The organism is Alicyclobacillus cycloheptanicus (assembly GCF_028751525.1).
GTDB classification, from domain to species: domain Bacteria; phylum Bacillota; class Bacilli; order Alicyclobacillales; family Alicyclobacillaceae; genus Alicyclobacillus_L; species Alicyclobacillus_L cycloheptanicus.
In genome coordinates this window covers 2,183,471-2,210,397 of record NZ_CP067097.1, presented here as the reverse complement: position 1 = coordinate 2,210,397, position 26,927 = coordinate 2,183,471, and the positions used below count along the sequence as shown (strand labels likewise).

The 26,927-nt window shown below is 59.6% G+C and carries 26 protein-coding genes and 2 riboswitches; of the genes, 12 read left to right on the top strand and 14 right to left on the bottom strand.

Annotated elements, in window-relative coordinates; genetic code table 11:
* Positions 1 to 47 precede the first annotated feature (47 nt).
* The 3 genes from JI721_RS10175 to JI721_RS10165 all read left to right on the top strand — a co-directional run bounded on the left by JI721_RS10175 (position 48) and on the right by JI721_RS10165 (position 2,267).
* Positions 48 to 443, top strand: a complete 396-nt coding sequence (locus tag JI721_RS10175; RefSeq protein WP_274454773.1) for a hypothetical protein — start codon at positions 48 to 50, stop codon at positions 441 to 443.
* Positions 444 to 675: 232 nt separating this feature from the next.
* Positions 676 to 1,779, top strand: coding sequence for a tetraprenyl-beta-curcumene synthase family protein (locus JI721_RS10170; RefSeq protein ID WP_274454772.1), 1,104 nt, complete (start codon positions 676 to 678; stop codon positions 1,777 to 1,779).
* Between the two features lie 65 nt (positions 1,780 to 1,844).
* Entirely contained in the window at positions 1,845 to 2,267 is a 423-nt protein-coding gene (locus JI721_RS10165; RefSeq protein WP_274454771.1) for a DUF2269 family protein, read from the top strand.
* A gap of 11 nt (positions 2,268 to 2,278) precedes the next feature.
* Here JI721_RS10165 and folB read toward each other — a convergent pair whose 3' ends face one another.
* Positions 2,279 to 2,677 (bottom strand): dihydroneopterin aldolase, encoded by a 399-nt coding sequence (gene folB, locus JI721_RS10160; RefSeq protein WP_274454770.1) that lies wholly within the window; start codon positions 2,675 to 2,677, stop codon positions 2,279 to 2,281.
* A gap of 14 nt (positions 2,678 to 2,691) precedes the next feature.
* Positions 2,692 to 3,504: a glycosyltransferase family 2 protein gene (locus JI721_RS10155; protein ID WP_274454769.1), complete on the bottom strand. Its 813-nt coding sequence runs from the start codon at positions 3,502 to 3,504 to the stop codon at positions 2,692 to 2,694.
* Between the two features lie 167 nt (positions 3,505 to 3,671).
* On the opposite strand from JI721_RS10155, the gene JI721_RS10150 reads away from it, so the two are divergent.
* Positions 3,672 to 4,121 (top strand): OsmC family protein, encoded by a 450-nt coding sequence (locus tag JI721_RS10150; RefSeq protein ID WP_274454768.1) that lies wholly within the window; start codon positions 3,672 to 3,674, stop codon positions 4,119 to 4,121.
* On the opposite strand, the gene JI721_RS10145 is transcribed toward JI721_RS10150, so the two are convergent.
* From JI721_RS10145 to JI721_RS10135, 3 genes are all read right to left on the bottom strand, one after another.
* Complete coding sequence (locus tag JI721_RS10145; protein ID WP_274454767.1) at positions 4,116 to 4,976, bottom strand: YihY/virulence factor BrkB family protein; 861 nt, start codon at positions 4,974 to 4,976, stop codon at positions 4,116 to 4,118. The two genes, JI721_RS10150 and JI721_RS10145, sit on opposite strands and share 6 nt — an antisense overlap.
* A 4-nt stretch (positions 4,977 to 4,980) precedes the next feature.
* Entirely contained in the window at positions 4,981 to 6,081 is a 1,101-nt protein-coding gene (locus JI721_RS10140; protein WP_274454766.1) for an RluA family pseudouridine synthase, read from the bottom strand.
* An 848-nt stretch (positions 6,082 to 6,929) separates the two neighbouring features.
* Positions 6,930 to 7,172 carry a NifU family protein gene (locus JI721_RS10135; RefSeq protein WP_274454765.1) on the bottom strand — a complete coding sequence of 81 codons (243 nt, stop codon included), beginning with the start codon at positions 7,170 to 7,172 and terminating at the stop codon, positions 6,930 to 6,932.
* A 292-nt stretch (positions 7,173 to 7,464) separates the two neighbouring features.
* Here JI721_RS10135 and JI721_RS10130 point away from each other — a divergent pair, with 292 nt between their 5' ends.
* Both JI721_RS10130 and JI721_RS10125 read left to right on the top strand, forming a co-directional pair.
* Positions 7,465 to 8,022, top strand: coding sequence for a hypothetical protein (locus JI721_RS10130; RefSeq protein ID WP_274454764.1), 558 nt, complete (start codon positions 7,465 to 7,467; stop codon positions 8,020 to 8,022).
* Positions 8,023 to 8,067: 45 nt separating this feature from the next.
* On the top strand, positions 8,068 to 8,262 hold the full coding sequence (locus JI721_RS10125) for a DUF378 domain-containing protein (RefSeq protein WP_274454763.1): 195 nt from the start codon (positions 8,068 to 8,070) through the stop codon (positions 8,260 to 8,262).
* On the opposite strand, the gene JI721_RS10120 is transcribed toward JI721_RS10125, so the two are convergent.
* The 4 genes from JI721_RS10120 to JI721_RS10105 all read right to left on the bottom strand — a co-directional run bounded on the left by JI721_RS10120 (position 8,230) and on the right by JI721_RS10105 (position 12,647).
* Positions 8,230 to 8,901: a DNA-3-methyladenine glycosylase I gene (locus JI721_RS10120; RefSeq protein ID WP_274454762.1), complete on the bottom strand. Its 672-nt coding sequence runs from the start codon at positions 8,899 to 8,901 to the stop codon at positions 8,230 to 8,232. The genes JI721_RS10125 and JI721_RS10120 overlap by 33 nt on opposite strands.
* A 101-nt stretch (positions 8,902 to 9,002) precedes the next feature.
* A complete protein-coding gene (locus JI721_RS10115; protein WP_274454761.1) occupies positions 9,003 to 9,638 on the bottom strand; it encodes a GNAT family N-acetyltransferase in 636 nt (211 codons plus the stop codon).
* A gap of 208 nt (positions 9,639 to 9,846) precedes the next feature.
* A complete protein-coding gene (locus JI721_RS10110) occupies positions 9,847 to 10,338 on the bottom strand; it encodes a hypothetical protein (protein ID WP_274454760.1) in 492 nt (163 codons plus the stop codon).
* 71 nt (positions 10,339 to 10,409) lie between these two features.
* Positions 10,410 to 12,647, bottom strand: a complete 2,238-nt coding sequence (locus JI721_RS10105; protein ID WP_274454759.1) for an ATP-dependent helicase — start codon at positions 12,645 to 12,647, stop codon at positions 10,410 to 10,412.
* A gap of 128 nt (positions 12,648 to 12,775) precedes the next feature.
* On the opposite strand from JI721_RS10105, the gene folE reads away from it, so the two are divergent.
* A complete protein-coding gene (folE, locus tag JI721_RS10100) occupies positions 12,776 to 13,384 on the top strand; it encodes a GTP cyclohydrolase I FolE (protein WP_274454758.1) in 609 nt (202 codons plus the stop codon).
* Between the two features lie 113 nt (positions 13,385 to 13,497).
* On the opposite strand, the gene JI721_RS10095 is transcribed toward folE, so the two are convergent.
* Positions 13,498 to 15,336, bottom strand: coding sequence for an AMP-dependent synthetase/ligase (locus tag JI721_RS10095; protein ID WP_274454757.1), 1,839 nt, complete (start codon positions 15,334 to 15,336; stop codon positions 13,498 to 13,500).
* A gap of 174 nt (positions 15,337 to 15,510) precedes the next feature.
* Between JI721_RS10095 and JI721_RS10090 the strand changes: the two genes are divergently transcribed.
* Both JI721_RS10090 and JI721_RS10085 read left to right on the top strand, forming a co-directional pair.
* On the top strand, positions 15,511 to 16,260 hold the full coding sequence (locus tag JI721_RS10090; RefSeq protein WP_274454756.1) for a PIG-L deacetylase family protein: 750 nt from the start codon (positions 15,511 to 15,513) through the stop codon (positions 16,258 to 16,260).
* A 6-nt stretch (positions 16,261 to 16,266) separates the two neighbouring features.
* Positions 16,267 to 16,794, top strand: coding sequence for a hypothetical protein (locus tag JI721_RS10085; RefSeq protein ID WP_274454755.1), 528 nt, complete (start codon positions 16,267 to 16,269; stop codon positions 16,792 to 16,794).
* Positions 16,795 to 16,854: 60 nt separating this feature from the next.
* On the opposite strand, the gene JI721_RS10080 is transcribed toward JI721_RS10085, so the two are convergent.
* The 3 genes from JI721_RS10080 to JI721_RS10070 all read right to left on the bottom strand — a co-directional run bounded on the left by JI721_RS10080 (position 16,855) and on the right by JI721_RS10070 (position 20,485).
* Positions 16,855 to 17,961, bottom strand: coding sequence for a homoserine dehydrogenase (locus JI721_RS10080; protein WP_274454754.1), 1,107 nt, complete (start codon positions 17,959 to 17,961; stop codon positions 16,855 to 16,857).
* Positions 17,927 to 19,111: a homoserine O-acetyltransferase MetX gene (gene metX / locus JI721_RS10075; RefSeq protein ID WP_274454753.1), complete on the bottom strand. Its 1,185-nt coding sequence runs from the start codon at positions 19,109 to 19,111 to the stop codon at positions 17,927 to 17,929. Before metX ends, JI721_RS10080 begins: the two co-directional genes overlap by 35 nt.
* Positions 19,112 to 19,186: 75 nt before the next feature.
* Positions 19,187 to 20,485, bottom strand: a complete 1,299-nt coding sequence (locus JI721_RS10070) for a homocysteine synthase (RefSeq protein ID WP_274454752.1) — start codon at positions 20,483 to 20,485, stop codon at positions 19,187 to 19,189.
* A 164-nt stretch (positions 20,486 to 20,649) separates the two neighbouring features.
* A riboswitch (SAM riboswitch) is annotated at positions 20,650 to 20,759 on the bottom strand.
* 321 nt (positions 20,760 to 21,080) lie between these two features.
* On the opposite strand from JI721_RS10070, the gene JI721_RS10065 reads away from it, so the two are divergent.
* The 3 genes from JI721_RS10065 (at position 21,081) to JI721_RS10055 (ending at position 25,491) form a co-directional block, all read left to right on the top strand.
* Positions 21,081 to 22,808 carry an ABC transporter permease gene (locus JI721_RS10065; protein WP_274457788.1) on the top strand — a complete coding sequence of 576 codons (1,728 nt, stop codon included), beginning with the start codon at positions 21,081 to 21,083 and terminating at the stop codon, positions 22,806 to 22,808.
* 15 nt (positions 22,809 to 22,823) lie between these two features.
* Entirely contained in the window at positions 22,824 to 24,128 is a 1,305-nt protein-coding gene (locus tag JI721_RS10060; RefSeq protein ID WP_274454751.1) for an ABC transporter ATP-binding protein, read from the top strand.
* 64 nt (positions 24,129 to 24,192) lie between these two features.
* A complete protein-coding gene (locus JI721_RS10055; RefSeq protein ID WP_274454750.1) occupies positions 24,193 to 25,491 on the top strand; it encodes an ATP-binding protein in 1,299 nt (432 codons plus the stop codon).
* A gap of 8 nt (positions 25,492 to 25,499) precedes the next feature.
* On the opposite strand, the gene JI721_RS10050 is transcribed toward JI721_RS10055, so the two are convergent.
* The gene (locus tag JI721_RS10050; RefSeq protein WP_274454749.1) at positions 25,500 to 26,081 is read right to left on the bottom strand and encodes a DUF1003 domain-containing protein; all 582 of its coding nucleotides are present in this window, start codon (positions 26,079 to 26,081) and stop codon (positions 25,500 to 25,502) included.
* A gap of 206 nt (positions 26,082 to 26,287) precedes the next feature.
* A riboswitch (M-box (ykoK) riboswitch) is annotated at positions 26,288 to 26,453 on the bottom strand.
* Positions 26,454 to 26,927 lie beyond the last annotated feature (474 nt).

Here is a 26,927-nt window from a genome sequence, read left to right as displayed (position 1 = left end):
CGACATACAGTAATCATGTCCGGCTGTGCGGGAGGTGTGCATGTGCCATGCAGATGAATACGATTATCAAACTGGGGTCTCTGGCGTTCGACGTCGCGCAGGATGAAAAGATCCGCCAACTGGCCACCATGGTGCATCACGGGGCGCGCAGGCGCGGCTTGCTGGGCGTGCCTCCGTCTGCCGGCGGCAGTGCAGCGAAGGCGCCTGAGCAAAAGGCAGCAGACACGGCACAAAAAGCTGCCCTGCCGAAGCAGGAGAAGGCTGCAGAGAAAAAGGTGTCCGGGCGCATCCGGATTCCGTTTGAGCCCAAGCCTGGCGAGCCCCTGCCCTGGGTGACCGACGGGTCGATGTTCGGGATCCCGCTCGGAAAGTACTTCAACGGCGGCAACTCCACCAAGGTGATGCAGTACGCCGGCGCCATTGCGCGCATGCTGATTCGGTAACGAGGTGCGCGGTACAACGCCGAGAATGAGGTGCCGGCTGGCGTGCCGCGCAGGGCGGCCGATGCCCTGGTCTCTCTCCCGTGTGCAGAAGCACGCTGGAAGCGGCGGTGCGTATGGCCGTCCTTTGCGTTTCTCATACTATGCGCAGCCAACCCTCTACGAGAGCGTGGCCGGCGGTGCGACCTGACCGCATCAGGCCCCTGGCGCATCTTGCATTGTCAGGAGGTAACCCTTGCTCGTATCCATCCGTCAGAAAATGGACCGAACCCCATGGGACAAGCCGTGCCCTACGCTTCCATCCCGTTTTCTCCTCTGTCTGTTTCGTCATGTTCTCCCGGAAGCACGCGCGCAAATTGCCAGATGGACCGACCTGGCGCGAACCATCCCAGCCCCCGTCTTGCGCGCGCAGGCATTGGCGAGCCTCCAGCACAAGCGGTTCCACGCCGACGGCGGTTGTGTGTACGCGGCAGCGGGAGGACCGCACGCCCGAACCGTGATCGAAATCATCGTCGCTTTGCAGACCATCAGCGACTACCTGGACAATTTGTGTGATCGGTGCGGTTCCCTGGATGAAGCGGACTTCACGCAGCTGCACCATGCCATGCGGGACGCCGTCGCGCCTGGCGCAGCCCTTCGGTCATACTACAAGCTGCGCGGAGAGGTCGATGACGGCGGCTATCTGGCCACCCTGGTCCGGACCTGCCAAGCCGGGCTCGAGACGCTGCCCGGCTATCCAAGCGTCCAGGCACACGTTCAGTGGCTGGTAGAACGATACTGCGAACTGCAGCAAATCAAGCACATCGAGCCCGCCCAACGGGAGCCTCGCCTGCGGAAGTGGGCCGCGGCTTACCTATCCCAGTACCCGGACATCGAGTGGTGGGAGTTCGCGGCGGCGGCGGGATCGACCCTGGCGGTTTTTGCGCTCATCACGGCCTCGGCCGCCGTCGAGCCCAGGCGTGCGCTTGACCCAAGGCGCTTCATGCAGGCGTATTTCCCCTGGATTTGCGGATTGCACATTCTCCTCGACTACCTCATCGACTGGGAGGAGGACGAGCGCGCAGGGGACTTCAATTTCGTCCACTGTTATCCATCCACCACATCCATTCCCGAGCGGCTCTGCTTCTGGGCCCAGCAGAGCTTGCAAAAAGCGCGCGAACTCTCCGACGAGAGCCCCATCCATACGCATGTGATCTACGGCTTGCTGGCCATGTACCTGTCCGACCGCAAAGCAGCACGGCACCCCGTCTGCCGTGCCGCCAAACGCCTGGTCTTCGTGTTCGGGCCGACCACCTGGCTGTACTACGGCGCTTGCGTTGCGTATCGATTTGTGCGCTAATTTGAGAGAGCGCGTTTTGCACGACGTCCCAGACAGAGGACACCTTGGAATGGAGGAGGTTCACCGTGCCAGCGGTCATGATTCCCCTGATTGTGGTTCACGTCGTCGCCGTGATCGCCAAGCTGTCGGTGTTCTTCGTGATTCCGCGGCTCGCCAACGTGGAGGCCGTCCAGGGATTTCTCGCAAGGTATCGACCGTTTGAACGGACGGCCGACTGGATTTTATGGATCACCGGTGCAGGCCTCTTGTACTTCGCGAGCTGGCAAATGCTGCGGCAAACGTGGATGATTGTGTCCCTCGCGCTCTACCTGCTGGTCTTCGTGATGATTCGCTATGCCTTGATGAAAGAACTGGAGAAAATCGCCAACAGCAAAAAGCTGCTCGCAGCGGAAGAACTCCGCAGGCTGCGCGTCAACAACTGGTGTGTCGGCATCATCTCGGTGGTGCTGCTCGGCGTCATTGCGTCGCTGATGATGACGAAGCCATAAGGCGCAGCCCATCACAGCCCAGGACGGAACTTGCGCTGCCCATCGAGATCGCCTCGGGTGCGTTTCACACGCACCCCCATGGTTTCAAACACGCCAGGTACGGGCGCGCCGGGTTTGCGGACCTCCACCTCCACCTCCAGCGCGGCGGACCACTTCACCAAAATGTCGACGGCAATGCGCTGCGCGAGCCGTTCGATGAGCTTGACCGGCTCCCCTTCCACGTGTGTTTTGACCAGCTCGTACACCGCCCCGTAGTCAATGGTATCTGCGACCGCGTCGGTGGCTGCTGCCTGGTCCACGTGCGTGCCAATGCACACGTCCACATCAAATTTCTGACCGGTGACCTGCTCCTCTGGCAGTACCCCATGGCGGCCGAAAAACTGCAAACCACGCAAAAAGATCTCGTCCACGTCAACGCCCCCCATTACCAAATTGCCAAGTCGCCGTCCCACACAAAGCGGGTGTCCGCTTGATGGGACTTGAGGTCCAGGTCTGTGGTCATGCGCCCAAAATTGCTGGTCGGCAGTGTCCCCAGTTGATGTTTGTCGCACAAGTGCTGTAAGTCTGGGCGCATTTGCTGTGTATCCGCAGAGGTGTTCGACCCGTCGGACCAAACGCGGTACAGCGTCAGGCACGTCGGCACGCGGGAAATCGGCACGACCTGCTGTGCACGCAGCCACAAATCCCAGTCCCAGTAGTGACCCACCGATTCGTCAATCCCTCCGATTTGCTCATGAAGACGCCGAGGGTAGAGCACGCTGGACGGCACGATGGGATTGTACGTCCGCAGCAGGCGGGCGGCATCCCGCCACGCAAACGGCGCGCGGTGTTCCACCACAACCTGCCCGTGCGGCGTTTCGTCCATCCACACAATTTCCGCGTCTGTGTACGCCAAACAGGGCCCTGCTTGCGCTGCGGCAAGGAGTGCCGACAAGTGGTCAGGAAGCCACCGGTCGTCGTCGTCACACCACGCCACAAACTCCCCCTCGGCGAGCGCCAGCGCCTTGTTTCGGGCGGCGGACTGACCGAGGTGAATGGACAGATCGAGCACCTTCACAGGCATTGGCCGAACGTGCCGAACGGCTTCGGCAATGGCTTGCACCGGCTGACCGCCGTCGTTCACGATGCACACCTCAATGGAAGCGTCAACCGTCTGATTGGCGATGGCCCGCAGGCAAGCCGCCACCTGACGCAGCCGGTCTCTTGTCACCATCAATACACTGACCGTAGGTTTCACATGCCATTCCCCTTTGGTGCCTCGTCGACGCGCTGGGGCGAGCGCCCAGCAAGAGCGGCGGCTTGGAATATTATCTAAGAAATCTGGCAAAACCGACACGCCTTCGTTACAATAGGCAGTAATCAATGACACGCCAGTAGAGTGCCTCAAAAAAGGAGCGACTGCAAGTGGGAACGGTTCACACATATCACATCGATTCAACCTGGACTGGGGACAGAGGCAGTGTAGGGAAGATTCAGGCAGAAGGCTTGACCACAGACATCAGCATCCCTGCGAACTTGGGTGGACCGGGCGTCGGAACCAACCCGGAAGAACTCCTGTTGGGCGCAGCTGCTGGCTGTTATCTCATGACCCTCTGCACCCTGTTGACCAATCGCGGCATCTCGTATTCGAAAATAGAACTCCATTCGGAAGGCTATGTCGAGGACGATCACGGCCTGCGCTTCGATCGCATTGAGCATCACCCCACCATCGTGGTGGATGCCGGAACCGATGAGGCGATGGTGAAGCGCCTTGCGCTCCACGCAGAACACGCCTGCATGGTCGCCAGCGCCCTGCGGGGAAATGTGGTTGTCCAGGTCGTTCCGACGATTCAGGTCCAAACCCCCGCTTCATGAGGTGCGGGGGTTCCCCTCCAGGACATACTCCAACGCCGCGGACACTTCCGCGCCGAACAGCATCACGATGCTGGCAATATACATCCAAATCACCAGCAGCATCACCGCCGTCAGACTGCCGTAAATCACCTCATAGCTGCCGAGGTGGGTCGCATACCACACGAACAGCGCGCGCGCCAGGTCCAGCAGCACGGCCGCGACAAATGCGCCAGGCAACAGGTATACCCACGGCGCCGAGTGTTTCGGCAGGTATCGGTAGAAAACCAGGAAGCCAAAAAACAAAGACACCGGAAAGACCACGCGGGAAGCCACGTGGATGACAGCCAGCAGCGGCGCCAGCGCCCGGTGCAGCGGACTGAGGTGAATCGCCGGGTAGACCGCCATAATGATGGCGGACCCCACCGTGATCATCAACAAAATCACCAGCATGACAAACCCGATGAGCCTGCGGACGACGTACGACCGCTGCGCTTTCGACTCCCAGATGACATCCATCGCCTGCTGAACCGCAATGAACCCGCTGGTCGCAGACCAGGCAAGGGTCACGGCACTCAGCGTACCCACTTTCTCACCTATGTCTGTCAGACGGATGAGCGAGAACGGTGAGATGGACTTGTGCGGTACGGACGGAAAATAGGGCTGCAGCATCCCGTACACCAGCTGTCCGATGTGGTTCGCCGGAAGCAGGACGGAAGCCGCGTAAATCATCAACGCCAGCAATGGAAACAACGAGAAAAATGCATAGAAGGCGATGACAGCCGCCAACGAAGTGATGTCGTGTTTGACAACGGACTGAGCGATGCGCCACAAAACCTGCCCCGTCACCCGCCCGTGTTTCTCCCAATCTGAAGCCACCGTTCTACCTCGCTTCCACCTGCAGCGCGTCCAGGGACACCTCCATCGACAGCTGCCGCACCACGTCGACAAACAGGCGCGGAAAGGGCGCTTGCACGCAAACCTCTTGTTCCGTATACGGATGCCACAACGTGAGCTGCCACGCATGCAGGGCATAGCCTTCTGGAAAGGGAATGCCGCCGATGCCTCTTCCGCCGCCGTACAGGACGTCTCCGACAACAGGACACCCTGCGGCCGACAAATGAACACGAATCTGGTGCGTCCGCCCCGTCTCCAGCACGCACTCGACCAGGCTGACTGCGTCTGCCCCGATCCGCGTCGATGCCAGGACCCGGTAGTGGGTCACGGCCAGCTTCCCCGTTCTGGACACCCGGTAGCGGCCGGACACGTGTCGGTCCCGCCCGATGGGCTCCCGAATCGTCCCGCGCAGGCGCGGCATTTCCCCCGCCACCAGGGCGACATACCGGCGCGCAATTTCATGGCCTTGCAGCAGCCGATCAAAACTGCGCGCGGCAAATTCGTGTTTGACGTAGAGAAGGGCACCTGTCGTATCGCGATCGAGCCGATGCACGTGCCGGGCCCGCCGCGCCAATCCGGCCTCCGCGAAGTACGCCACCACGCGATGCGCCATTGTGTCGACATCCGACTCATCGCCAGGGTGCACCAGCACACCGGACGGCTTGTTTACCACCAGCATATGTGGATCTTCGTACAGAATGTCCAAGAAGTGCGCTGCCGGCGGTGTATCCGAGGGGCGGAGAGCGTCTGCGGGGCGCGGCTGTGGTGACGGCGGTACGTTCGCAGGACGCGGCTGTGGTGACGGCGGTACGTTCGCAGGGCGCGGCGCGTTTACGGGGCGGAGACAAACGGCCAGCGGATCGACCTCTTCAACACCGCCCTGCAGCCACAGGCGTTGGCCCGCAGCCAGCACCTGGCTGGGTCCGGCCGCATGATTACCAATTCTGGCGCGGCCCGCATGCAGCAGCTCGCGAATGAACCCAGCCGGAAGTTTCAAGCGTTGATCGAGAAAATCAACCAGCACCTGCCCATTCGCACGCTTGTCCAACGTAATTTGCAGTGCATCCCGCACAACTTCTACATGCATGTCTCCAGCGCCCCCACATTGAATTCCAAGACTTGATGATCGCGATAGGCGCCCGCACCGGGCGCGGGCGGGTGCAGGTGGGACCGCCGTGGCGCGGGCCGGGCCGGGCGGATGCAGGTGGAACCGCCGTGGCGCGGGCGGGGTCGGTCCGGCCGGGTGCAGGTGGAACCGCCGTGGCGCGGGCCGGGCCTAGGCCGATAAGGCAGAAAACACGCCCTAATCCTCAGCCTCCATGCCAGATCCCGGCCGCTTAAGGCAGGTTTGGCGCCTTAGCACCTGCCAACCCGCTCCGGCACACCACCCATAAGGCAGAAAACACGCCCTAACCCTCAGCCTCCATGCCAGATCCCGGCCGCTTAAGGCAGGTTTGGTTCCTTAGCACCTGCCACCCCGCTCCGGCACACTACCCATAAGGCAGAAAACACGCCCTAATCCTCAGCCTCCATGCCAGATCCCGGCCGCTTAAGGCAGGTTTGGCGCCTTAGCACCTGCCACCCCGCTCCGGCACACCACCCATAAGGCAGAAAACACGCCCTAACCCTCAGCCTCCATGCCAGATCCCGGCCGCTTTAGGCAGGTTTGGTTCCTTAGCACCTGCCACCCCGCTCCGGCACACCACCCATATGGCAGAAAACACGCCCTAATCCTCAGCCTCCATGCCGGATCCCGGCCGCTTAAGGCAGGTTTGGTTCCTTAGCGCCTGCCACCCCGCTTGGCCGCACCTGCCACCCCGCCTGGCCGCACCTGCCACCCCGCCCGGCCGCACCTGCCACCCCGCGGTATCATCGCATCATATAGAAAAACGCGGCCATCAGAGCCGCGTTTCATATCTGTAAACCAAAATGCGATTAGTACGCCTCTACGAATTCCACCTCAGGCACCGCGTGCTTAATCGCCCGTTCAACGCCCATTTTCAGGGTCATAATGCTAGCCGGGCACCCAACACAGGAACCTGTCAGCGCAACGTAAGCCGTTCGCGATTCATTATCATAGGAAACAAACTCCACATCCCCGCCATCTTGCTGGATGGCTTCGCGGATTTGTTCCAGCGCTTCCTGGATGCGATCTTCAATTCGCACTTCAACGGTCATCGTCGCACCTCCTTCATCGCCTTTAGCATACCCCACACACCGCAATTCCTGCAAGGGGCAGGCATCCGCACGTACCTGCCGGCGAGCGTTCTCGCCCCAACTCCCCAACTCCCCAACTCCCGCCTCGCGGTTTCACGCCTTCGTTCCACCTCCCTCCCTGCGCTCCGCCCTGCGGTTCCATCCCACGGTCGTCGGGCGGTGATGGGGTTCATGGAAGAAAGGTGTGCCGATGGCCTCGATGAAACCATAGGATGAACTATCCGAAATCTGGTGTGGAAAGGACGGGCTCCGAATGAAGCGACTGGAACGTCTCCAGTGGATCCCGATGATCCTCAAGGCATGGAACGAAGCACGGGAGCGTGTCGAGGGGCAGCAGACAGGGTTGATGGAAACTCCGCCGCCCGTGCGCGGCAAGCCTGAGTCCGCTAAGCCAGGGGCCAAGCCAAGGGCGCAGAGGCCGGTGGGGCGATCGCGATCGAAACCGGGGCACAGGCCAAAAGTCCGTCACTTGAAGCGTATTCCCACGCCGCAGGGTCAGCGCAGGGTTCTTCGCACCCGTCGCATGCCCGCTCCCCCCGACTATCAGGCGGTGCTGCAGGAACTGCGTGAGGCACGTGCGCAACTGAGTCAGCTGGAGTCCATTCGTCACCAATTAAACGAAATGCAGGCGTGGTTCGAACAGCGCCTGCCAGCGGCGACGCACACGGATGCTGCAGCGAGCAGCGCCGAAGTTGCGGCACCGTCGCATCGTCAGCCGGGATCGCCGGGGCAACCCGCAGATGCACCCTTGAACGCCAGCCAACAACCACCAGGCCTCCTCGACTCGGCTCGTGACGGCGGCCGGCAATAATTCCTGGGTTCGCCGTGCATACTGTTGCCGAAAGGAGGCGGTGTCATGAGTCGAACGGCGTTGGTGTTGGTCATCGTCGGCGCGATCAATTGGCTGTTGGTAGGATTGTTCAATTACGACGTGGTGGCAGCCGCGTTCAATGGAACGACCAGCATGGTGAGCCGAATCATTTACGTCATCATCGGACTGGCTGGGCTGTACTGTATTTCACTGTTGTTTGGAGACCGCAGAAGAACCTGAACCTGCCGCTGCGTTCGCAGGAGTCACCGAGCCATCCGCAAGATTCGCGCGGGTCATCCAACATTCCGCATCGTGCGGCGGTGCCGCCAGCCCGCTGGCATATGCGATGCTTTCGGCCGTCGTTTTGCCCACAAAGCGAAACGTTTTTTGCAGCCTGATGAGCACTTCATCCGGAGGAAGCGACTGCAGATACGCCCCCAGTGACCCGTGTTGCTCTGTCAGACGCTGTACGATGCGTGCATTGTCAATCGCAGCCTCGATTTTGCGCCGATGTCGGACAATCCCTTCGTCCTCCAGCAGCCGCAGAACATCGTCGGCGCCAAACGAGGCGACCGTCGTGATGTCGAAGTCGCAGAATGCACGGCGGAACGCGTCCCGTTTGTGCAGGATGGTGCGCCAGCTTAAGCCGGCCTGAAACGTTTCGAGGACGACCAATTCAAACCACCGGGCATCCGTGGTTGGCGGGCGGCCCCATTCTCTATCGTGGTAGTCGCGAAGCAGCTCGTCCGTGACCCATTTACAGCGGCGAAGCCCGTCCGGATGGGACCGTGATTCATCGTCTTTACGCGCGTCATCGCCTTTACGCGCGTCATCGCCTTCGCGGGCTTCATTGCCTGCCCATGGCACATGCTTGTCCAAAGTATCCGTCCTCCGTTTGAGAAGTGTGCTGGACGGTGGCGGATTGACATTGAAAAAGGGCCAAAGACAGATGCGAAGCATCCTGCTTTGACCCTCTCCCCTCATCCAAACCAGCCAATCGGCTGCGGCGGCACCGGTGGCTGCCCAGGCGGAGCCATGCCAGGCGTTCCCGGCAAGGGCGGTACGCGCTTCTGGAAGCACACCGTGTTTTCATCGATCCGAAAGACTTCCTGAAACCCGAGCTTGCGCGTGAAGGCCATGCTTCGTTCGTTCGAATTCTGCACAAAGACCTCCATCACCTGCACACCCGCGCGCTGGGCATCCTCTTCCAGCTTCTGCATCACCTTTGTGCCGATGCCGTCCGATTGGTAGTTCGGCTCCACCACCATCGCCCCGATGTGCATTTTTGCATCCGGGCCAATGAGATAAGAATAGTACCCAATTCGCTTCCCATTTCGTTCAATCAAAAAGGTGGGTGCGCCAGACTGAATGTAGCGCAAAAACTGATCACGGGGAAACGGTTCGCGAAAGGCTTGTTGATGAACGGTGCCCAGCTGTTCTTCCGTGAGCTGAACGATGTATGCGTCGTCTTCTGGCGTCCGCGGCCGATAAGACAACGTGACGGCTTCTTCCGTGCCGGCCTGCGGGCGGTTGCGCGGTTTGCCTTTCGCCTGGCGTCCTGTCGAAGGCCTGCGGGTTTTCGTTGCAGGCACACGTCCCTTCTTCCTGCGTTGCATGAGCGATGACCTCCCTGGTGCACGAGTCGTGCGTTCAGCATCAGCCTATGCACCAGGCTGGGTGAATGTCATCACTTGCGCGAAAAGCGGCCGTCCACAACAGGCCGTCCACAAAAGGTCGTCCACAAAAGGTCGTCCACAAAAGGCCGTCTACCAGATCACGTCTAACAGGGGTGCCCGAGGCCGCCCGAACCTTCGAAAGACGATCTCACTTCGACTTACCGGCCTTGGTCGGCTTTTGCGGCTCCGCGCTGCGGCGCCGAAACCAGGAACGCTGCCCGGACTGGGATTGTGGGGTGGTTTTGGTTTTGCCTTTTTGCACCGGCGCGACGACGTAGCCAATGTAATTCCCCGCAACGTCCATCTTGTACCGATGATTGGGCTGAATCTTGTCGTACTCCGACTTGGTCGTCCGGAACGTCACATTCTGCGCCTTGTTCATCTGCACACCGCGGATGGCCTGTGAAACGGTGATTCGTCCGATGACCTGGTAGGTCTTGAACTTTGCAAAGCGGGTCAGCCGTGTCTGCCCCTTTTCTTTCACAATGCGCTTGCTCAGCACAAAGACGTCGCGCCGCTCTTTCGCAGCGTTGTACTGTGCCTCAAATGCTTTCTGCCGCTTGCGCGCATAGAGAAACATCCAGACGTATAAACCAGCAAGCACGATAAGAATGATTAACGGAATGATCCATCGCAACAAAGAAACCGTCCCCCTACGCCGATGTGCGTGCACTTATGTCGTATTCTAGTGTAGTGCAGCCATGAAGTAAATCACAAGGACGCCGAAGCTGTCTCCTGCGCCTTGACGGGGCGGGCATAGCGCTTCGGGAAGGTTTTGATCCCGACCGACGGATGAAACATGACTTCCAGGTGCGTCTCGGTCTGCACCGGCGCATTCGCTGCGTCAGGGTTGTCACGCTGCCCCTCGCCTGCGCGCTGGACCGGCACCTCCCGGACGGACAGCACCACGCCCTCGCCGTACTGAGGATGGCGAATGTGATCGCCAGGGCGCCAATCGTACAACACCTCGTTCGTCAAATTCAACCGCTGGATGTGGGTTTCCGGCAATTCCGCCAAAAACCTGGACGGCTCCCGCACAGAAACCTGTCCATACAGTGTCCGCTCCGTGCAGTAGGTCAGGTGGAGGTGGTCTTTCGCGCGCGTGATGCCGACGTAACACAAATTGCGCTCTTCCTCCAGCCGCTGGTCGTCATCCAGGGAACGCGCGTGCGGAAAGATGGACTCCTCCATGCCAATCAAAAACACCACCGGGAATTCCAATCCCTTGCTGGCATGCAGGGTCATCAGCCGAACGGCGTTTTCCGGCTTGCCTTTTTCCTTGTCCACATCCGAAAGCAGCGACACCTCAGCGAGAAACTCCAGCAAGGTGCCGCCGCGCCGCTTGTCGAACGACTGGGTCACGCTGAACAGCTCATCAATATTCTCCAGACGCTGCTGGTCCTCTTTTTTGCTGCTCTCTGCGTACATCGCCCGATAGCCGGTGGCATGCAGCACTTCCGCCAGAAACTCGGAAACCGGCATGCCCTCCATCCAGTCCATCAGTTCCACCATGGTGTCGTGAAACTGCTTCGCGTTCGCGGCAGCATCCCCCGCGAGGCCCGCTTCGGCACCGCGGCCCAGCGCCTCAAGCAGCGTGACTTCCTCCTGGTGCGCAAAATCCAGCAGCTTGCGGACAGCGCCAGGACCGAGACCACGCTTCGGCGTATTGATGACCCGCAGCAGCGAGATTTCGTCGCGCGGGTTCGCGAGCGTTCGCAGATACGCAAAGACGTCCTTGATTTCCCGCCGATCGTAGAAGGTGAGTCCCCCGACAATCGTATATGGAATCGCCTGTGCCATGAAGGCTTCTTCAATCGCCCGCGACTGCGCGTTGGCCCGGTACAGCACTGCGCAGTCGCCGTACGCCCCGCCGTCCGCGACATGGCGTTGAATTTGCTCTGCGACGTAACGCGCCTCGTCATCTCCGTCCGTCAACGCACAGACGACGAGCGGCTGCCCCTCGCCCCGGACCGAGCGGAGGTTCTTTTCCTTCCGGCGCGTGTTGTTCCGGATGACCGCATTCGCCGCTTCCAGAATCATGCTGGTCGACCGGTAGTTGGTCTCCAGGGTAATGATGGTCGCATCCGGATAGTCGCGCTCGAAATTCAGGATGTTGCTGATGTCGGCACCGCGCCACGCGTAAATGGCCTGGTCAGAGTCGCCGACCGCGCAGATGTTGCGGGACGCATCCGATATCAGCCGAATCAGGCGGTATTGTGCCAGGTTGGTATCCTGATACTCATCCACGTGCACATACTGAAATTTGGCCTGATAGTGGGCACGGATGTCCTGGTGCTGTTCGAACAATTGCACCGCATTGACGATGAGGTCGTCGAAATCCATGGCGTTTGCCGCAAACAACCGGGATTGATAAATTTCGTAGACATCGGCCGCGATGGCTTCATTCAAGTTCTTCGCGTGCTTGGCCGCAACCGTTTGCTTCGGCCCCCGCAGCTCATTCTTCCACCGGGAGATGACCGATTGAATGGCACGCGCGTCAAACTTCTTCAGGTCGTAGTTCAAGTCGACCATCGCCTGTTGAATCGCGTTGTTTTGGTCATCCGAATCCAGAATGGTGAATGAGGATGTGTAGCCAAGCCGCTCTGCTTCCCGGCGAAGAATCTTCACCGCGATGCTGTGGAAGGTACCCATCCACAGGTCCTGCGCCTTGTCTCCGACCAGCTGCATCAGGCGCTCGCGCATTTCGCGGGCTGCTTTATTGGTAAAGGTAATCGCAAGAATTTGGTGGACCGGTACATTGCGCACCCCAATCAGGTAGGCAATGCGCCGGGTGAGAACGCTGGTCTTACCCGATCCCGCCCCTGCTACGACCAAAAGCGGCCCCTCCGTGGTCAGGACAGCTTGCCGTTGCTCTGGATTCAGTCCGCGAAGCAGCGTAGCTTCATCAATGTTCGGCGATGAAGCCGCCCCATTTACACGTTTCGGCACTGCTGGCACGCCCCCTCCATCTGTTCCATCGGTTCTGTCAGCGGGGCTTTGATAGCCATGGTACTATAATAGAGCAAAGATCGTTTTCTATCGACAGGTATGATCTTGGCAGCAAAGGAGGCCGTACCATGTTGCAGCAACCATCATCGCCGGAAGTCTTGGACGCGTCGCTTCAGCAGCGATCCGAGATTGCCTACCATGTGCAGGAAATCCTGAAACTATCGGGTGAAGATATCACGCGGGACGGCTTGCTCGATACACCGATGCGGGTCGCCAAAATGTTGGAGGAACTCCTGGCGGGCATGCACGTCAACCCGGAGGATGTGCTGAATACGACGTTTGAAGAAGCGGCGGAAGGTCCGGTGATTGTCTCGGACATCACGTTTTACAGCCTGTGCGAGCATCACATGGTTCCGTTCTTCGGAACCGCGCACGTCGCCTACCTGCCTTCCAAGAAAATCGTGGGCATCAGCAAAATCGCGCGGCTCGTGGACGCGCTCAGCCATCGGCTCCAGGTTCAGGAGCGGATGACCGAACAAATCGTGAACACCATTCAGAAGGTGCTGGAGCCTGCAGGCGTCATCGCACTGGTCGAAGCGGAACACACCTGCATGTGCGCGCGCGGCGTGAAAAAGCCGGGATCGAAAACCACAACCCTTGCATCCTGCGGGGAGTACCGCAACAACTACCAGCTGCGCAGCGAATTTCTGCAGATGATTGGCCGGACGCAGCGGTAGTCACATCGAGCGTGCGCGGCGGCGGCGCATGCGGGACCGTGGGACGACCTGTGCCATGACCACCGCACCGCCGCTGCCGCGTATCACGCCGCGATTTTCCGCACCATGCCTCCCTACTCGGCGTACAACGCTTCGATTTCCTGCTCGTACACCTTGAGCACGTCCTTGACCCGGACCTTGAGGGAAGGGGTCAGTTGGCCGTTCTCAACGGTGAAGGGTTCTTTGGCGATGAGTACCTTTTTGGGCTGTTCGAATCGTGCGAAGCCCGCTGTAGCTTCTTGAATCCGCTTGAGCAGGAACGCCTCCAGGGACCCCGATTCCGCCGATGATGCGCTCGCTGACTCGCTGGCTGCGGCTGCGCTGGTCTGACCTGCGGCGGTCGTGCGCAGCGTTTTCAACATGGCTTCGTTCGGCACCACGATGGCGCTGACGTATTTGCGGCCCTGCCCAATCAGCATCACCTGGTCAATGTACGGGTCCTTCAGAATTTCCACCTCAATGGCGGCCGGAACGACCTTCTTCCCAGTCGACAGCACAATGAGATTCTTTTTACGGTCGGTGATTCGCAAATAACCGTCGGGTGTCAGCTCCGCAATGTCACCGGTGTGCAGCCAGCCGTCTGGCGTGAATGCCTCCGCCGTGGCCGCCGCGTCATCATAGTAGCCAACCATGACACTGGGCCCGCGAACGAGGAGTTCGCCGTCTTCTGCGATGCGGGCTTCCACGTTTGACAGCACCTTGCCCGCCGTGCCAAGGCGCGGCGCTTCCGGCGGATTGACCGACACCACGGGGGAGGTCTCGGTCATGCCGTACCCTTCCACGACCGTAAAGCCGACTGCGGCGAAAAACCTTCCAACGTAGGGTGGCAGCGGTGCGCCCCCGGAGATAATCATTCGCAGCTGACCACCAGTCGCCTGCCGAATCTTCTCAAACACCACGCGGTCGTAAAACTGGAGCTTGGCAGCCGACACGGGGCGGCCTTCCACGCGTGCAGCCGTTCCACAAGCCAGGGCGCGGCGGAACAGCCAGCGTTTGAACGCCCCGCCTTGTTCGACATTGCGCATCACCTGTTCTTGCACTTTCTCCAGCAGCCGCGGCACGGTGGTAAACACCGTGGGCGGCATCCGCCGAAAATCTTCGGCAATGAAATCAAAACCGCGCGAGTAGGCGATGGTCGAGCCTGCTTCCAGGGCGACGAATTGACCGGCCGTTCGTTCGAAAATGTGCGACAGCGGAAGGTACGATAACGACCGGTCGGTAGGTTCAACCCGCACAATTTCCCTGATGCCTTCCACATTCGCGAGCAGGTTGCCGTGCGTCAGCATGGTTCCCTTCGGCAGTCCGGTGGTTCCCGACGTGTAGACGATGGTCGCAAGGTCATCGCGGTGGATGGACTGCAGTCGTTCTCTGAACGCGGCATCGTCCAATCCTGCATCGGTCTGTCTCCAGTCATCGAACAAATCCACCTGCCAGCGCCGCTCTGCTTCCGCCAGCAGCCACTCCCCCTTGTCATCGAGGGTAGACTCGAACAGCACCAGAAACCGCAGTTCCGGCAGGGCGTCCGCCGGCAGCTCCACCAGCTTTTTCAACTGCTTCTGATTTTGCACGAACAGCCCCTTCATCCCGGATTGGTGTGCATTGTACTCGACTTGAACCGGGGTCAGGCTCGGATAGATGGGCACGACCACCGCACCGAGACTCATGATGGCAAAGTCGGCGATGGCCCACCATGCGCTCGTCTCGGCCAGGATGCCCACCCGGTCGCCATGCTCGACACCGCGATCGGCAAGGTGGCAGGCGACGTTCCGAACATCGCGCCACAGCTCCGCATACGTCCAGGCATCGTAGCCGCCAACTGTATTCGGGTTGAGCAGGGCGCTTTTCGTTTCGTAGCTGTCCACGGAGCGGGCCAGCATTTGGGGTAAACTCTGCACTTGTGATAACGGTATCATTCCAATCGCCTCTGAACGGTCGACTGTCCGAATGGGGTGCGGACAATCTGCAGGATATATTTCGTCTATTAAAGAGTGTAGCACGATTCAGAGAGACGGCCAAATGACAGTTCGAAACCCTGCGCTGTGCATGCTATCATGAGACAGAAAGCGACATGCAAGGAGGACCCTACATTGTCCATTTTCGATATTGTGCCCGTCCCATCCTTGGACAAGGCCAAGCACATTCTGTGCATTCAGCCTCATCCGGATGATATGGACATCTCCTGCGGCGGAACCTTGGCCGCCTTGGCCGATCACGGCGCGCACATCACCTACCTCACTGTCACCGACGGCAGCGCGGGTACGCCGGTTCGCATGCAGGAGGCGGAACTGGCCGCCATTCGCCGACAGGAACAAATCGCGGCTGGCGCACACATTGGCGTGCGTGACTATCGTTGGCTGGACTATTCAGACGCCCAGTGGCTGCCGGAGGCTGCGCTGCAGGCGGACCTGATTCGAGCCATCCGGAAGACACGGCCCGACACCGTCTTCACGATTGACCCATGGCTGCCGTACGAATCCCATCCAGCCCACCGTACGGTCGGCTTATGCGCGGCGGCGGCAGTTCTGTTCGCCGGCATGCCGAACATCAGCCCGGATCAACTCGAGGACGGTCTGTCGCCGCACAATGTGCAGCAGATTGCGTTTGCGTTTACCGCGGCGCCGAATACACAGTTTGACGTATCTGCGACGTGGGCGCGGAAACTCAGTGCCATCCGAGCCCATCAGAGCCAGTTCCCGGACAACGTATGGCCCGTGTATGAACATGTGCTCACTGCCAAAGGGCGCGAATTCGGGGCACAGTCAGGCTGCGCGTTTGCGGAAGCCCTGAAAGTGCTGGCACCGTTCCATCTGCACTGCAACATTGACATACTGGGGTGACATCACTTGTACAGACGAATGGGAAGTCCTCAAGACACAGGGAGAGGCGGCCGACGGCGCGGTGGATTCAACTCAAGCTGGGTGTTCACCCTGCTCATCGTGGTCGCGTTCTTCTTGTTCGAACATCGAGCGACACCTGAGGTGCCGCTGCCTGCCCACTATACGAAGGTCGGCAATGCGGTACGGATCCCGGTCGGGATGGGGGTGCCGAGCACCAACGGGGAAAGTTGGACGCTCGCGAAAGTCAATCAGCAGAACTATGTGGTTCTGCTGACCAACAACAGCAAGACACTGCACCAATACAAAGCCAATCCAAGCGGACACAGAGCGGCGGATGGGACCAATTTTGCCGTGGCGGGCGCGGTCAACCTGGACGGTACGCTCTATCAAGCACAGACCCTGCACGTGAACCCGGACGGGCGTACGGGATATATCCAATTCAAGCCCGCGGCTGCCGCCGTCAACAACACCGCCAACACGTCGCCGCAAGGGAGCGCCAACGGGACGGCCGCACCCGCGGCGAACGGCTCATAAAGCCGCCCGAAGCGTGCCCCGCTCTGATCCGGGCCGCGCCCGGGCGTGCCGGCGCGGCGGTCAGCTGTGCCCCGGCACGGCCTTGATGACCTTCAGCACGTCTTCCACGATGGCGCTGGCGGTCGGCCAAGCACCCGCACCCGGGCCCGCGAACGTCAAGTCGCCGACCAGATCGCCCGTCACCACCAGGGCGTTTTGCACGCCGTCAATCGCGTACAACGGATCCGACGGCGCCACCACCACGGGCGCCACCTGCGCCGACACGCGCCCGTCCGCCGCCAGCCGCACCTCCGCCACGTGCTTCACTTTGCAGCCGAGGCGTTTGGCCGCCGCCAAATCGGCCGAGGTCACCCCCATAATGCCGACGCGCGTTACGGCAGCCTCCGGCAAATCGATGCGAAGACCACAGCGCGCCAGAATCTGCAGCTTGTAGAGGGCATCGTACCCTTCCACGTCGGCAGACGGGTCCGCCTCCGCATACCCCAGCCGCTGCGCTTCTGCCAGTGCGTCCGCAAACGACAGGCCCGTGTCTGCCATCTGGGTCAGGATGTAATTGCTCGTGCCGTTCACAATGCCGCGCAAGGCGCGAATCCGGTTGGCGCCAAAATAGGTGTGGAGGATGTGAATCGCCGGGATCCCGCCGAGCACACTCGCCTCAAACAGCAAGCGGCGGTCGACCGTGGCTGCGAGGGCCTGGAGTTCCACGCCGCAAGCGGCGAGCAGCTGCTTGTTGGCCGTCACCACGTGCTTCCCGTGGGTGAGCGCCGTGGCAATCGCTTCCCGCGCCGGAGACGTCCCGCCCATCACCTCAATGACCAGGTCGACGTCGTCGGCCTCGCATACCTCACGCCAATCGCTGCACAGCCACGACCGGCGAACGTGGACAGAGCGCTCACGCTGCACGTCGCGGACCGCCGCCCGAACGATGTCCAGACGAACGCCGTGTTCTGCTTCAATGTGCCGCGCATTCTGATGCAGCGTCTCCACCACCCCGCCGCCGACGACACCGCACCCCAGCAGCCCGATCCGCAAGGTGTCGGGGACGGCCGTCGTCACAGTGCGCCCGAGCGACGGCAGTGCACAGTCCCCGCGAGGTGAAAGCGGCGCTGAAGCGGCCGGTGTCGACGGCGTATCAGTCCGCAGCGCGAGGGAATCGGTGCGGCTCAATGGACACGCCCCCTTCCAGTTCGGCAAGCAGTGCGCCGAGTTGCCTTTGTTCCAATAAAAATGCATCATGTCCGTATATCGACGACATCTCCCGATAGGTACAATCCACACCGCACCGAACCGCAAGTTCAGCTGTCTCTCGCAAGTCGGAGGCGGCGTATAGGTAATCGCTGTCAATCGCGATGACACATAAGCGCGTCTCCCCGAACGCCCGCAGCGCCGCCGCCAGTCCGCCGCGGCCGCGGCCAATGTCGTGCGTGTCCATCGCGCGCGTCAGGTACAGGTAACTGTTTGCGTCAAACCGGTCGTTCAGTTTCTTGCCCTGATAGTGAAGGTAGGACTCCACCGCAAACTGGGGCTCGGTAAACACGGAGAGCGCGTCGTCTGTCCGGCTGTTTGCGCGCTCAGCTGGCTCGCGGCCAAAGCGAGCGCGGTACAGGTCGTTCGTGCGATACGTCAGCATGCCGATCGATCGCGCCGCCGCCAGCCCGGCCCGCGGCCCGTCGCCCCGCCCGTAATAATTCCCCTGATGCCAGTTGGGGTCACACACGATGGCTTGACGCATTGCCTCGTTATAGCCAATGCCCATCGGCGTGAACGCAGCATGCGCGGCGATGGGGACCGCACAGCGCACGCGCCCCGGCGCCAGCAGCGGCCACTCCCAGACTTGCATGCCGCCAAGCGACCCGCCGATGACCATCTGCACCTGACCCACCCCCAGTTCATCCAAGAGACGAATCTGGGCATTCACAATGTCCCGTACCGTCACCAGCGGAAAGCGAAGTGCATAGGGCGTGCCGTCCGGCGCCAGTGAACTCGGGCCGGTCGATCCGGCGCATCCACCGAGCACATTGCTCGCGATGACGAAAAAGCGGTTCGTATCGATGGCGCACCCCGGCCCAATCAAATCGGCCCACCAGCCGTCCGGCGACCCGGGCCCGGCATGCGCGTCTCCCGTGAGGGCGTGGCACACCACGACGACATTGTCGCGCGCGGCGTTCAGGCGCCCCCACGTTTCATACGCAATCGTCACGTCCTCAAGAACAGCGCCGCACTCGAACGCGAATGAAGAGAGTTGGATGGTATGACGGACGTGATGCGTCAACGGTCGTTCAAGCGCTCGTTCCTGAACTTCCGCATGTGATTCCACCCGCAATCCCTCCCCTCGGTTCCAGAAGCTGACGGTTCATGGTCGCATCACGCTCGAATGACAAATCCAGCACCCTTACGCGGTGGCGGACTGCTTTGTTGCCTGGAGCGCCGTATCGAGGTCTTCCAGAATATCGTCCAGCGTTTCGAGCCCAATGGACAGCCGCACGAGGTTTGGCGTCACGCCGGCCGCCAGCTGCTCTTCCGCCGACAGCTGCTGATGCGTGGTGCTGGCTGGATGAATGACCAGGCTCTTGGCATCGCCGACGTTGGCGAGGTGCGTGAACAGCGCCAGGCTGTCGATGAATTTGACGCCAGCTTCGAGGCCGCCTCGAATGCCGAACGTCAAAATGGCCCCCTGGCCCTTGGGCAGGTACTTCTTCGCCAACTCGTGATATGGGCTGGTCGACAGGCCTGGGTACTGGACCCACTCGACTTGACTGTGCGCTGCCAGGAACTCCGCGACCGCCTGCGCATTCTGGCAGTGGCGCTCCATGCGCAGAGGCAGGGTTTCCAGTCCCTGGAGAAACAAAAACGAGTTAAACGGTGCAATCGCCGGTCCCAAGTCGCGCAGCAGCTGCACACGTGCCTTGATGATGTACGCAGGTGCACCGACGTCGCGGACATAGGACACGCCGTGATAGCTCTCATCCGGTTCCACGAGGCCCGGGAATTTCCCGTTATCCCAGTTGAACTTGCCGCTGTCCACAATCACGCCGCCAATGGACGTGCCATGGCCGCCGATAAACTTTGTCGCAGAGTGAATCACGATGTCCGCTCCGAATTCAATCGGACGGCACAGGTATGGCGAGGCAAACGTGTTGTCGATCAACAGCGGCACGCCGTGCCGATGCGCAATCTCTGCAAACGCCTCGATATCCAAGACGTCCATCCGCGGGTTGCCGATGGTTTCCGCATAGACCGCCTTGGTGTTCGGCTGGATGGCGGCCTCTACAGCTGCGAGGTCAGCCGGATCAACAAACGTCACGTCGATCCCGATTCTGCGCAGCGTCACGTTCAACAGGTTGTATGTACCCCCGTACAGGTTGGACGAGCTGACGATGTGGTCGCCCGCACCCGCGATGTTGAGGATGGACAGCGTGATGGCGGCCTGGCCGGACGACAGCGCCAAAGCGCCGATGCCGCCTTCGAGCGCCGCGATGCGCTGTTCAAAGACGTCCTGCGTCGGGTTCATGATGCGCGTATAGATGTTGCCGGGCTCCTTGAGCGCAAACAGGTTGGCCGCGTGTTCGGAGTTGTTGAAGGCGTACGAAGAAGTCTGGTAAATCGGCACCGCCACGGCGTTGGTTGCCGGGTCCCCGTTAAATCCCCCGTGCAGCGTGATGGTCTCAAATCCCCATTTCCGTTCGGTCATCTGATTCCTCTCCTTTTCTTCTGGCAAAGTTTGCGCAGCGCACAGCGCCGTTGGCGGATGTGCGTGGCCGCGCGGCCCAAAGAATGGCGTCCGATGGGCGCGTGCCCAACGAAAAAACCGCTCCTGAGAGGAGCGGTACACGAGTCGACCCGACGCGTGTGCTCCTCTCATCTTTCAGGACACGCAAGTCCTGCAGGAATTGGCACCTCTCCACGAATCTCGTGGTGGTTGCCGGGCTTCATCGGGCCAGTCCCTCCGCCGCTCTGGATAAGAGTTGCAACACCTGTATGCGGTTCATTTGTTGGCGTAACTATATCACCTGGCAGGATGGCGTGTCAATCGCCTGTTTGGCTTCATATCGTTAGGGATGGCGGTTGTCACTGATGGATCGGCATGGTAGAGTGAAGGCGGATCTGCCGGCCGGTCCCAGCCAGCCGTGCTTTCGGCATGCCTTCGCGCGGTTTGACACCGCCGGCGGCAGGGGCGGGATGACGGGGTCACAACACACGCGCATCGACTCGCAAACACACGCAGCGAATCGACGCACGTCTCCATCTCGATGCGACTTGACCTGGAGGTGAGGCCGTTGAAACGGATGTGGGGCAGTTTTCCGACCATCCAGCGCATTTCATGGGCGGACGGCCTCGTTGGCGTATTCATTTTTGCCCTTCTGTACCTATTGGTGCGGTTGACAGCGGAAATGAACGTGCCCTTCTCCATTCAGGACGAGCCGCATATCTCGCTGGCGTGGCAGTCGCTTCCTTATTACGCGGCGCGTTCGCTGTTGCGCATGTTCATCGCGTTCTTTTTTTCACTCCTCTTTACTTTCATCTACGGGCGAACCGCTGCTCGGTATAAATTCGCGCAAAAAATCATGCTGCCGATTCTGGATATTCTTCAATCCATCCCGGTCCTGGGCTTTCTTTCCGCCACCGTCACGGCCTTTATGGCTTTGTTCCCGCACAGCCTGCTGGGACTCGAATGTGCGTCCATCTTTGCGATTTTTACGGGGCAGGCCTGGAACATGACGTTCAGCTTCTACCAGTCCGTCTCCACCATCCCGCGCGAACTGCAGGAAGCGTCGAACATGGTCCGGCTGGACGCGTACGCCCGGTTTACCCGCTTGGAACTGCCGTACAGCATGATCGGGCTGGTCTGGAACAGCATGCTGTCGTTTGGCGGCGGCTGGTTCTTTCTGGCCGCCAGTGAATCGCTGTCCGTCGACAACCACACGGTCGAACTGCCAGGCATCGGTTCCTATATCTACACCGCCATCAACGAGGGCAATGTTCGCGCGGTCGTGCTCGGCGTCATCACCATGATGCTCCTCATCGTGCTGGTCGACCAGCTGTTCTGGCGCCCCATCGTAGCCTGGTCGCAGAAGTTCAAGATGGACTTCAGTGGTTCGGACGACGCGCCAAAATCGTGGTTCCTGCAAATTCTTCGCCGTTCCCGCCTGGCGGAGTGGGTCTCCACCCAGGTCTTCGGCGCCGCGTTTCGCGCCATCGACCAGTTGATGTTAAGACTTGCGAAGCGCGAACCAACCCCTGTCTTGCGCAGGCCGTGGACGCGAGCGGTCCGGCGAACGGTGCTCTGGTGTGTGTTTTGCGCACTCTGCGTGGTGGTGGCGGTGTACGGCGCGATGGGTGTGGTGGAAATTGTCCATCTGGGACTGCAGGACATCCTCCACATCGTGTGGCTTGGCGCCCTCACGATGCTCCGGGTGATGACCTCCACCTTCATCGCGATTTTGTGGACCGTTCCGGTGGGCATCCTGATTGGGCTCAACCCTAAGGCTTCGCGCATCGCCCAGCCGCTGATTCAGATGGCCGCGTCCTTTCCGACGAACACCTTGTATCCGCTCGTCACCATGATTTTCGTCGCAGTCGGCATCAGCTTTCAGATCGGCGCCGTGCCGCTGATGATGCTGGGTACGCAGTGGTATATCTTGTTCAGCGTGATCGCCGGGGCAATGGCGATCCCGAACGACCTGAAGGAAGCCACCCGGGTCCTCGGGCTGCGCGGTTGGGAACGCTGGAAACACCTCCTGCTGCCCAGCGTCTTCCCGTACCTGGTGACCGGGTGCATGACCGCCAGCGGCGGCGCCTGGAACGCCAGCATTCTCGCGGAATTTGTGGTCTGGAAGAGCAAAGTGCACGCCGCATCAGGGCTTGGTGCCTTTCTGGATGAAACCGCCGCAGCACACCACTGGGCGAATTTCATTGTCGCCCTCATTGTGATGTCGGCGTTCGTGGTGCTCATTAACCACTTTGTCTGGCGGCCTATGTTCCGGCTGGCCGAGAAACGGTATCATTTTGACTGAACGAGGTGAACCGTGATGAGCGTGCTGCTGGAGATTCAGCGCGTCAGCAAACGATACGATGCCCCTGGGGAGCAGAAGGTCACCGTCCTCCAGGACATCGACCTGTCCATCAGCGAAGGTGAGTTTGTCGCCATCCTGGGGCCATCCGGCTCAGGCAAATCGACACTCCTTCGCATCATCGCTGGACTCGTGAAATCCACCTCTGGTACCGTCAGTTACCTGGGTCGGCCGATTGAGGGCGCCAACCCGGGCGTGAGCATGGTCTTTCAGTCGTTCGCGTTGTTTCCATGGCTGACCGTGCTGCAGAATGTGGAACTCGGTTTGCGCTACAAAGACATGACGGCTGCAGAGAAGCGGAACAAGGCGCTGCAGGTCATCGACATGATTGGCTTGGATGGGTTCGAAGGGGCGTATCCACGCGAATTGTCCGGCGGCATGCGTCAGCGGGTGGGACTCGGCCGGGCACTCGTCATGGAACCGGACATTCTGCTCATGGACGAACCGTTTTCCGCGCTCGACGTCCTCACAGCGGAGAACCTGCGGCGTGACTTGCTGGAACTGTGGCTGGACAAGAAAATCCCCACCAAGTCCATCATCATGGTGACGCACGGCATCGAAGAGGCCGTTTATATGGCAGACCGAGCCGTGGTGTTGTCGCGCGACCCGGCAACCGTCATTGCCGACATTCGCATCACGCTGCCCCACTGGCGCGAGCGGAAGGACGAAGCCTTTACGAAACTCGTCGACCGCATCTACTCCATCCTCACGTACTCGCGCGCGAACACCGAGTCGGCCGGCCAATTCAGCAAAGAAGTGCAGCGTAAATACATTGCCCTGCCGCACGTGCCGTCCGGCGCGCTGACCGGGTTTCTCGAACTGCTGGACGATCTCGACATCAAGTCGGACCTCTACAAGCTCGCCGACGCGCTGATGTTTGAGCTGGACGACCTGCTGCCGATTGTGGAAGCCGCCCAGATGCTCGGCTTCGCGACCGTCAGCCAGGGTGACATTTCGCTGACGGACGTCGGCAAGCAGTTCGCCGCCGCCAACGTGCTTGAGCGCAAGGAAATGTTCCGAGCCCAATTGCGTCAGCGGATCCCGATTTTCGGCCGCATCCGCTGGGTCCTCGAGTCCAAGCGCAATCGGCGAATGCCGCGCGAGTTCTTCTTGGAGGTCATCCGCAAAAGCGTCGGCACGGAAGCAGCTGAGGGGCAGCTCGACACCATCATTGACTGGGCGCGTTACTCGGAGTTGTTCGCGTATGATGAGAGCTCACGCGTCCTGTACCTGGAGGATGAGGACGAATTGCAGGCTGACTGAGGGTCCTGACAGCCCCTCAGTCGACGATCAAATCGTAAAATTTACAACGGGGGCAGCGTGGGGGATGAAAGATTTCGGAAAAGTGAAATTCAGCCGCAGTCCAGCGATGATCACCGCCGAGTATGTTGTCGTTTGTTACATGTGGCACGGCATCACCGGGCTGTTTTTCAATCACTTCTATGACCAAGGGTTTCCTTGGTTTGTCAACTCCAGTCGATTTGCCGTTCTCATCGCAGGCACGACCGTTTTCGTCTATACGCTCTGCAAACGACTGTGGCGATCGAAAGAACTGTTTGAGTCCATATTCAATCATACGACAGATGCGATTTGCGTCATGGACCTCTCGATGAACGTTGTCCAGGTCAACCCTGCATTTGAGTCCTTGTTTGGCTATCAACAAGCAGATGCACTGCATGCCTTCTCCGTCATTCCAGCGGACCAGCAGGAAACCACCTGGCGGCATTTTCAAGATGTTGTCGAAGCCCGCGTTCCCTTCGCGGAGTATGAAGGCACGCGAATGTGCAAAAACGGCCGCGTGGTTCATGTCCTCATTCGACTTTCTCCGCTCCGAAACGCCCGTGGCGACATTTTCGCGGTCTCAGCACTCACCAAAGACATCACCGAACTCCGGCAGGCACAGACCCTGTTGATGAACCTGGAGAAGCTGGAAATGGTCGGTCAACTGGCCGCCGGCGTTGCACACGAAATTCGCAACCCGCTGACGTCCCTGAAAGGATTTCTCAAGCTGCTGCCGGACGTGCCGTCTGATACGCAGCGGACGTACCTGTCGATTATGCAGAGTGAACTCGCCCGCATTGAAGACATCACGGGTGAAATGCTCGCGCTCGCCAAGCCGCAGGTGTATCAATACCGTTTGGTGCAAATTCAATCCCTCCTCGACGACGTCATCACCCTGATTTCCCCGCAGGCACACATGAAAAATGTCGAAATTGCAGCGGATTGTGAGGACAGCACCATCACCCTGGCTGCTGAGCCGAGTCAATTGAAGCAGGTATTCCTGAATGTGATGAAAAACGGCATTGAAGCGATGGAGAGCGGCGGGACGCTTCACCTTCGCGTCAGTCGCCAGGCAGACGAGGTCACGGTGGCCTTTACCGACGAGGGGATCGGCATCCCCGAGGATGTGCTGGCCAAAGTCGGAAACCCGTTCTTTACCACGAAACAGACCGGTGTGGGGCTGGGACTGCTCGTCAGCCGCAATATTGTCGCCCATCATCAAGGCAGCCTCTGCATCACCAGCGAGATGGGAAAAGGCACGACCGTCACCATTACACTGCCTGCGGCAGATGTCGATGACGGCCGGGTCAGTGACCAAACACGAGCCATGGTGTGGCAATCCTAATGGGGAGTCTACTGTGTGGGTGATGACTCCTCAGTGACACCTTGTCTGCGATTGGCAGCGCGCAAGAGTTGTTTAATTTCTATCAACTCTCCCTCAATTTGGTGAAGGTGCCGCTGCATGTCGTCAATTTCCTGCTCCGCTTTATAGTTGATGGCAAAGTCAATCAGGGCTTCATTCTTGTCCCTGGCCGCTTGACGGTTTTGGCTCATCATGATGATTGGCGCCTGAAACGCGGCGATAAAGGATAAGCATAAGTTCAAAAGGATAAAGGGCGGCCCATCAAAATGAAAGTGCCTGGTAAACGACAAGGAATTCCAAATCACCCATGCGGCCAGGAATGACCCGAACCAGATGATGAACGGCCAGCTCCCGCCAAATTGCGCAATTTTATCGGCCCAGCGATCCGGCCGAGACGTCGTGCTGGAATACACCTCATCGAGGTGGCTCATAATGCGCTTCTCGTAATCATTCACAAGCCGGTCGATGCGCTCTACATCGTCTTTATCAATTTCGATGTCGAATCCTTCAATGATCGTTTCGTCGTCACGGATCTCCGGTTTTACATAGAACTTCTTCTTGTCGACTGCCATCGGAATCGCTCATCTCCTTCATCGGTGGTATGGTCTGCGACAGCCCACAACCAGACAAATTAAAGTCAGACATCTCGCGCCATCGTCGACCATTTGGCTCTGGGTCCATGTCATACCACCTCCGTCATGAGCACGAAAAACCCCCTGAAAGGTGCCTCAGGGGGTTCGAATACGCAAGCACACAAACTTCCGGCGCGCGCCGCACGTCACATCCCCCTAGTTGAGCTTTGGCACTATACGACAATAGGGTTTGACCCAGCCACATTATGTAAAGCCTTAGTCCGGCAATACCTGTTCAACCCATTGGCGTGTTTCCACGTTTCCGGGCAGTGGCATGTATTCGTATAGACGCCTCACCTAACGAGGACTACATCGACACACTAGCACGCGCGCATCGTTCCGTCAATACCAACTTGTTTCAGACCCAATACGCTTTCACTACGATTTCGCAGTGCGATTTTGACCATCCATCACTAAATATTGACAAAATTTAATAAACATACTATGTTGAGTGTAACTGCAGCGCTTTCGTTCGAAAACATCCATATCTGACGACCAGCGCGTTCGTGCGGTTACGCAAAAAATGTAATGCTTCGGAGGAAGAGACTTGAACCGATTACGCCGTCGTGTGTCAAAATTGGCTTTGGTCCTGGGCTTATTCACGTTGGCCGGTGGTTGTTCGCCCGGACCGGCCTCCAGTCCGCATTCAAAATCTCAAACCAGCACGCCTGCCAAGCGTCAGCAGGCTGTCCGCGTACAGTCCTTAGCAGTGGTTCAGGCTGCTGCGGATAAACGATTGACGCCAAAGGATACTGTTTTGAATGAGGTTCGGTGGAAACTGAGCAG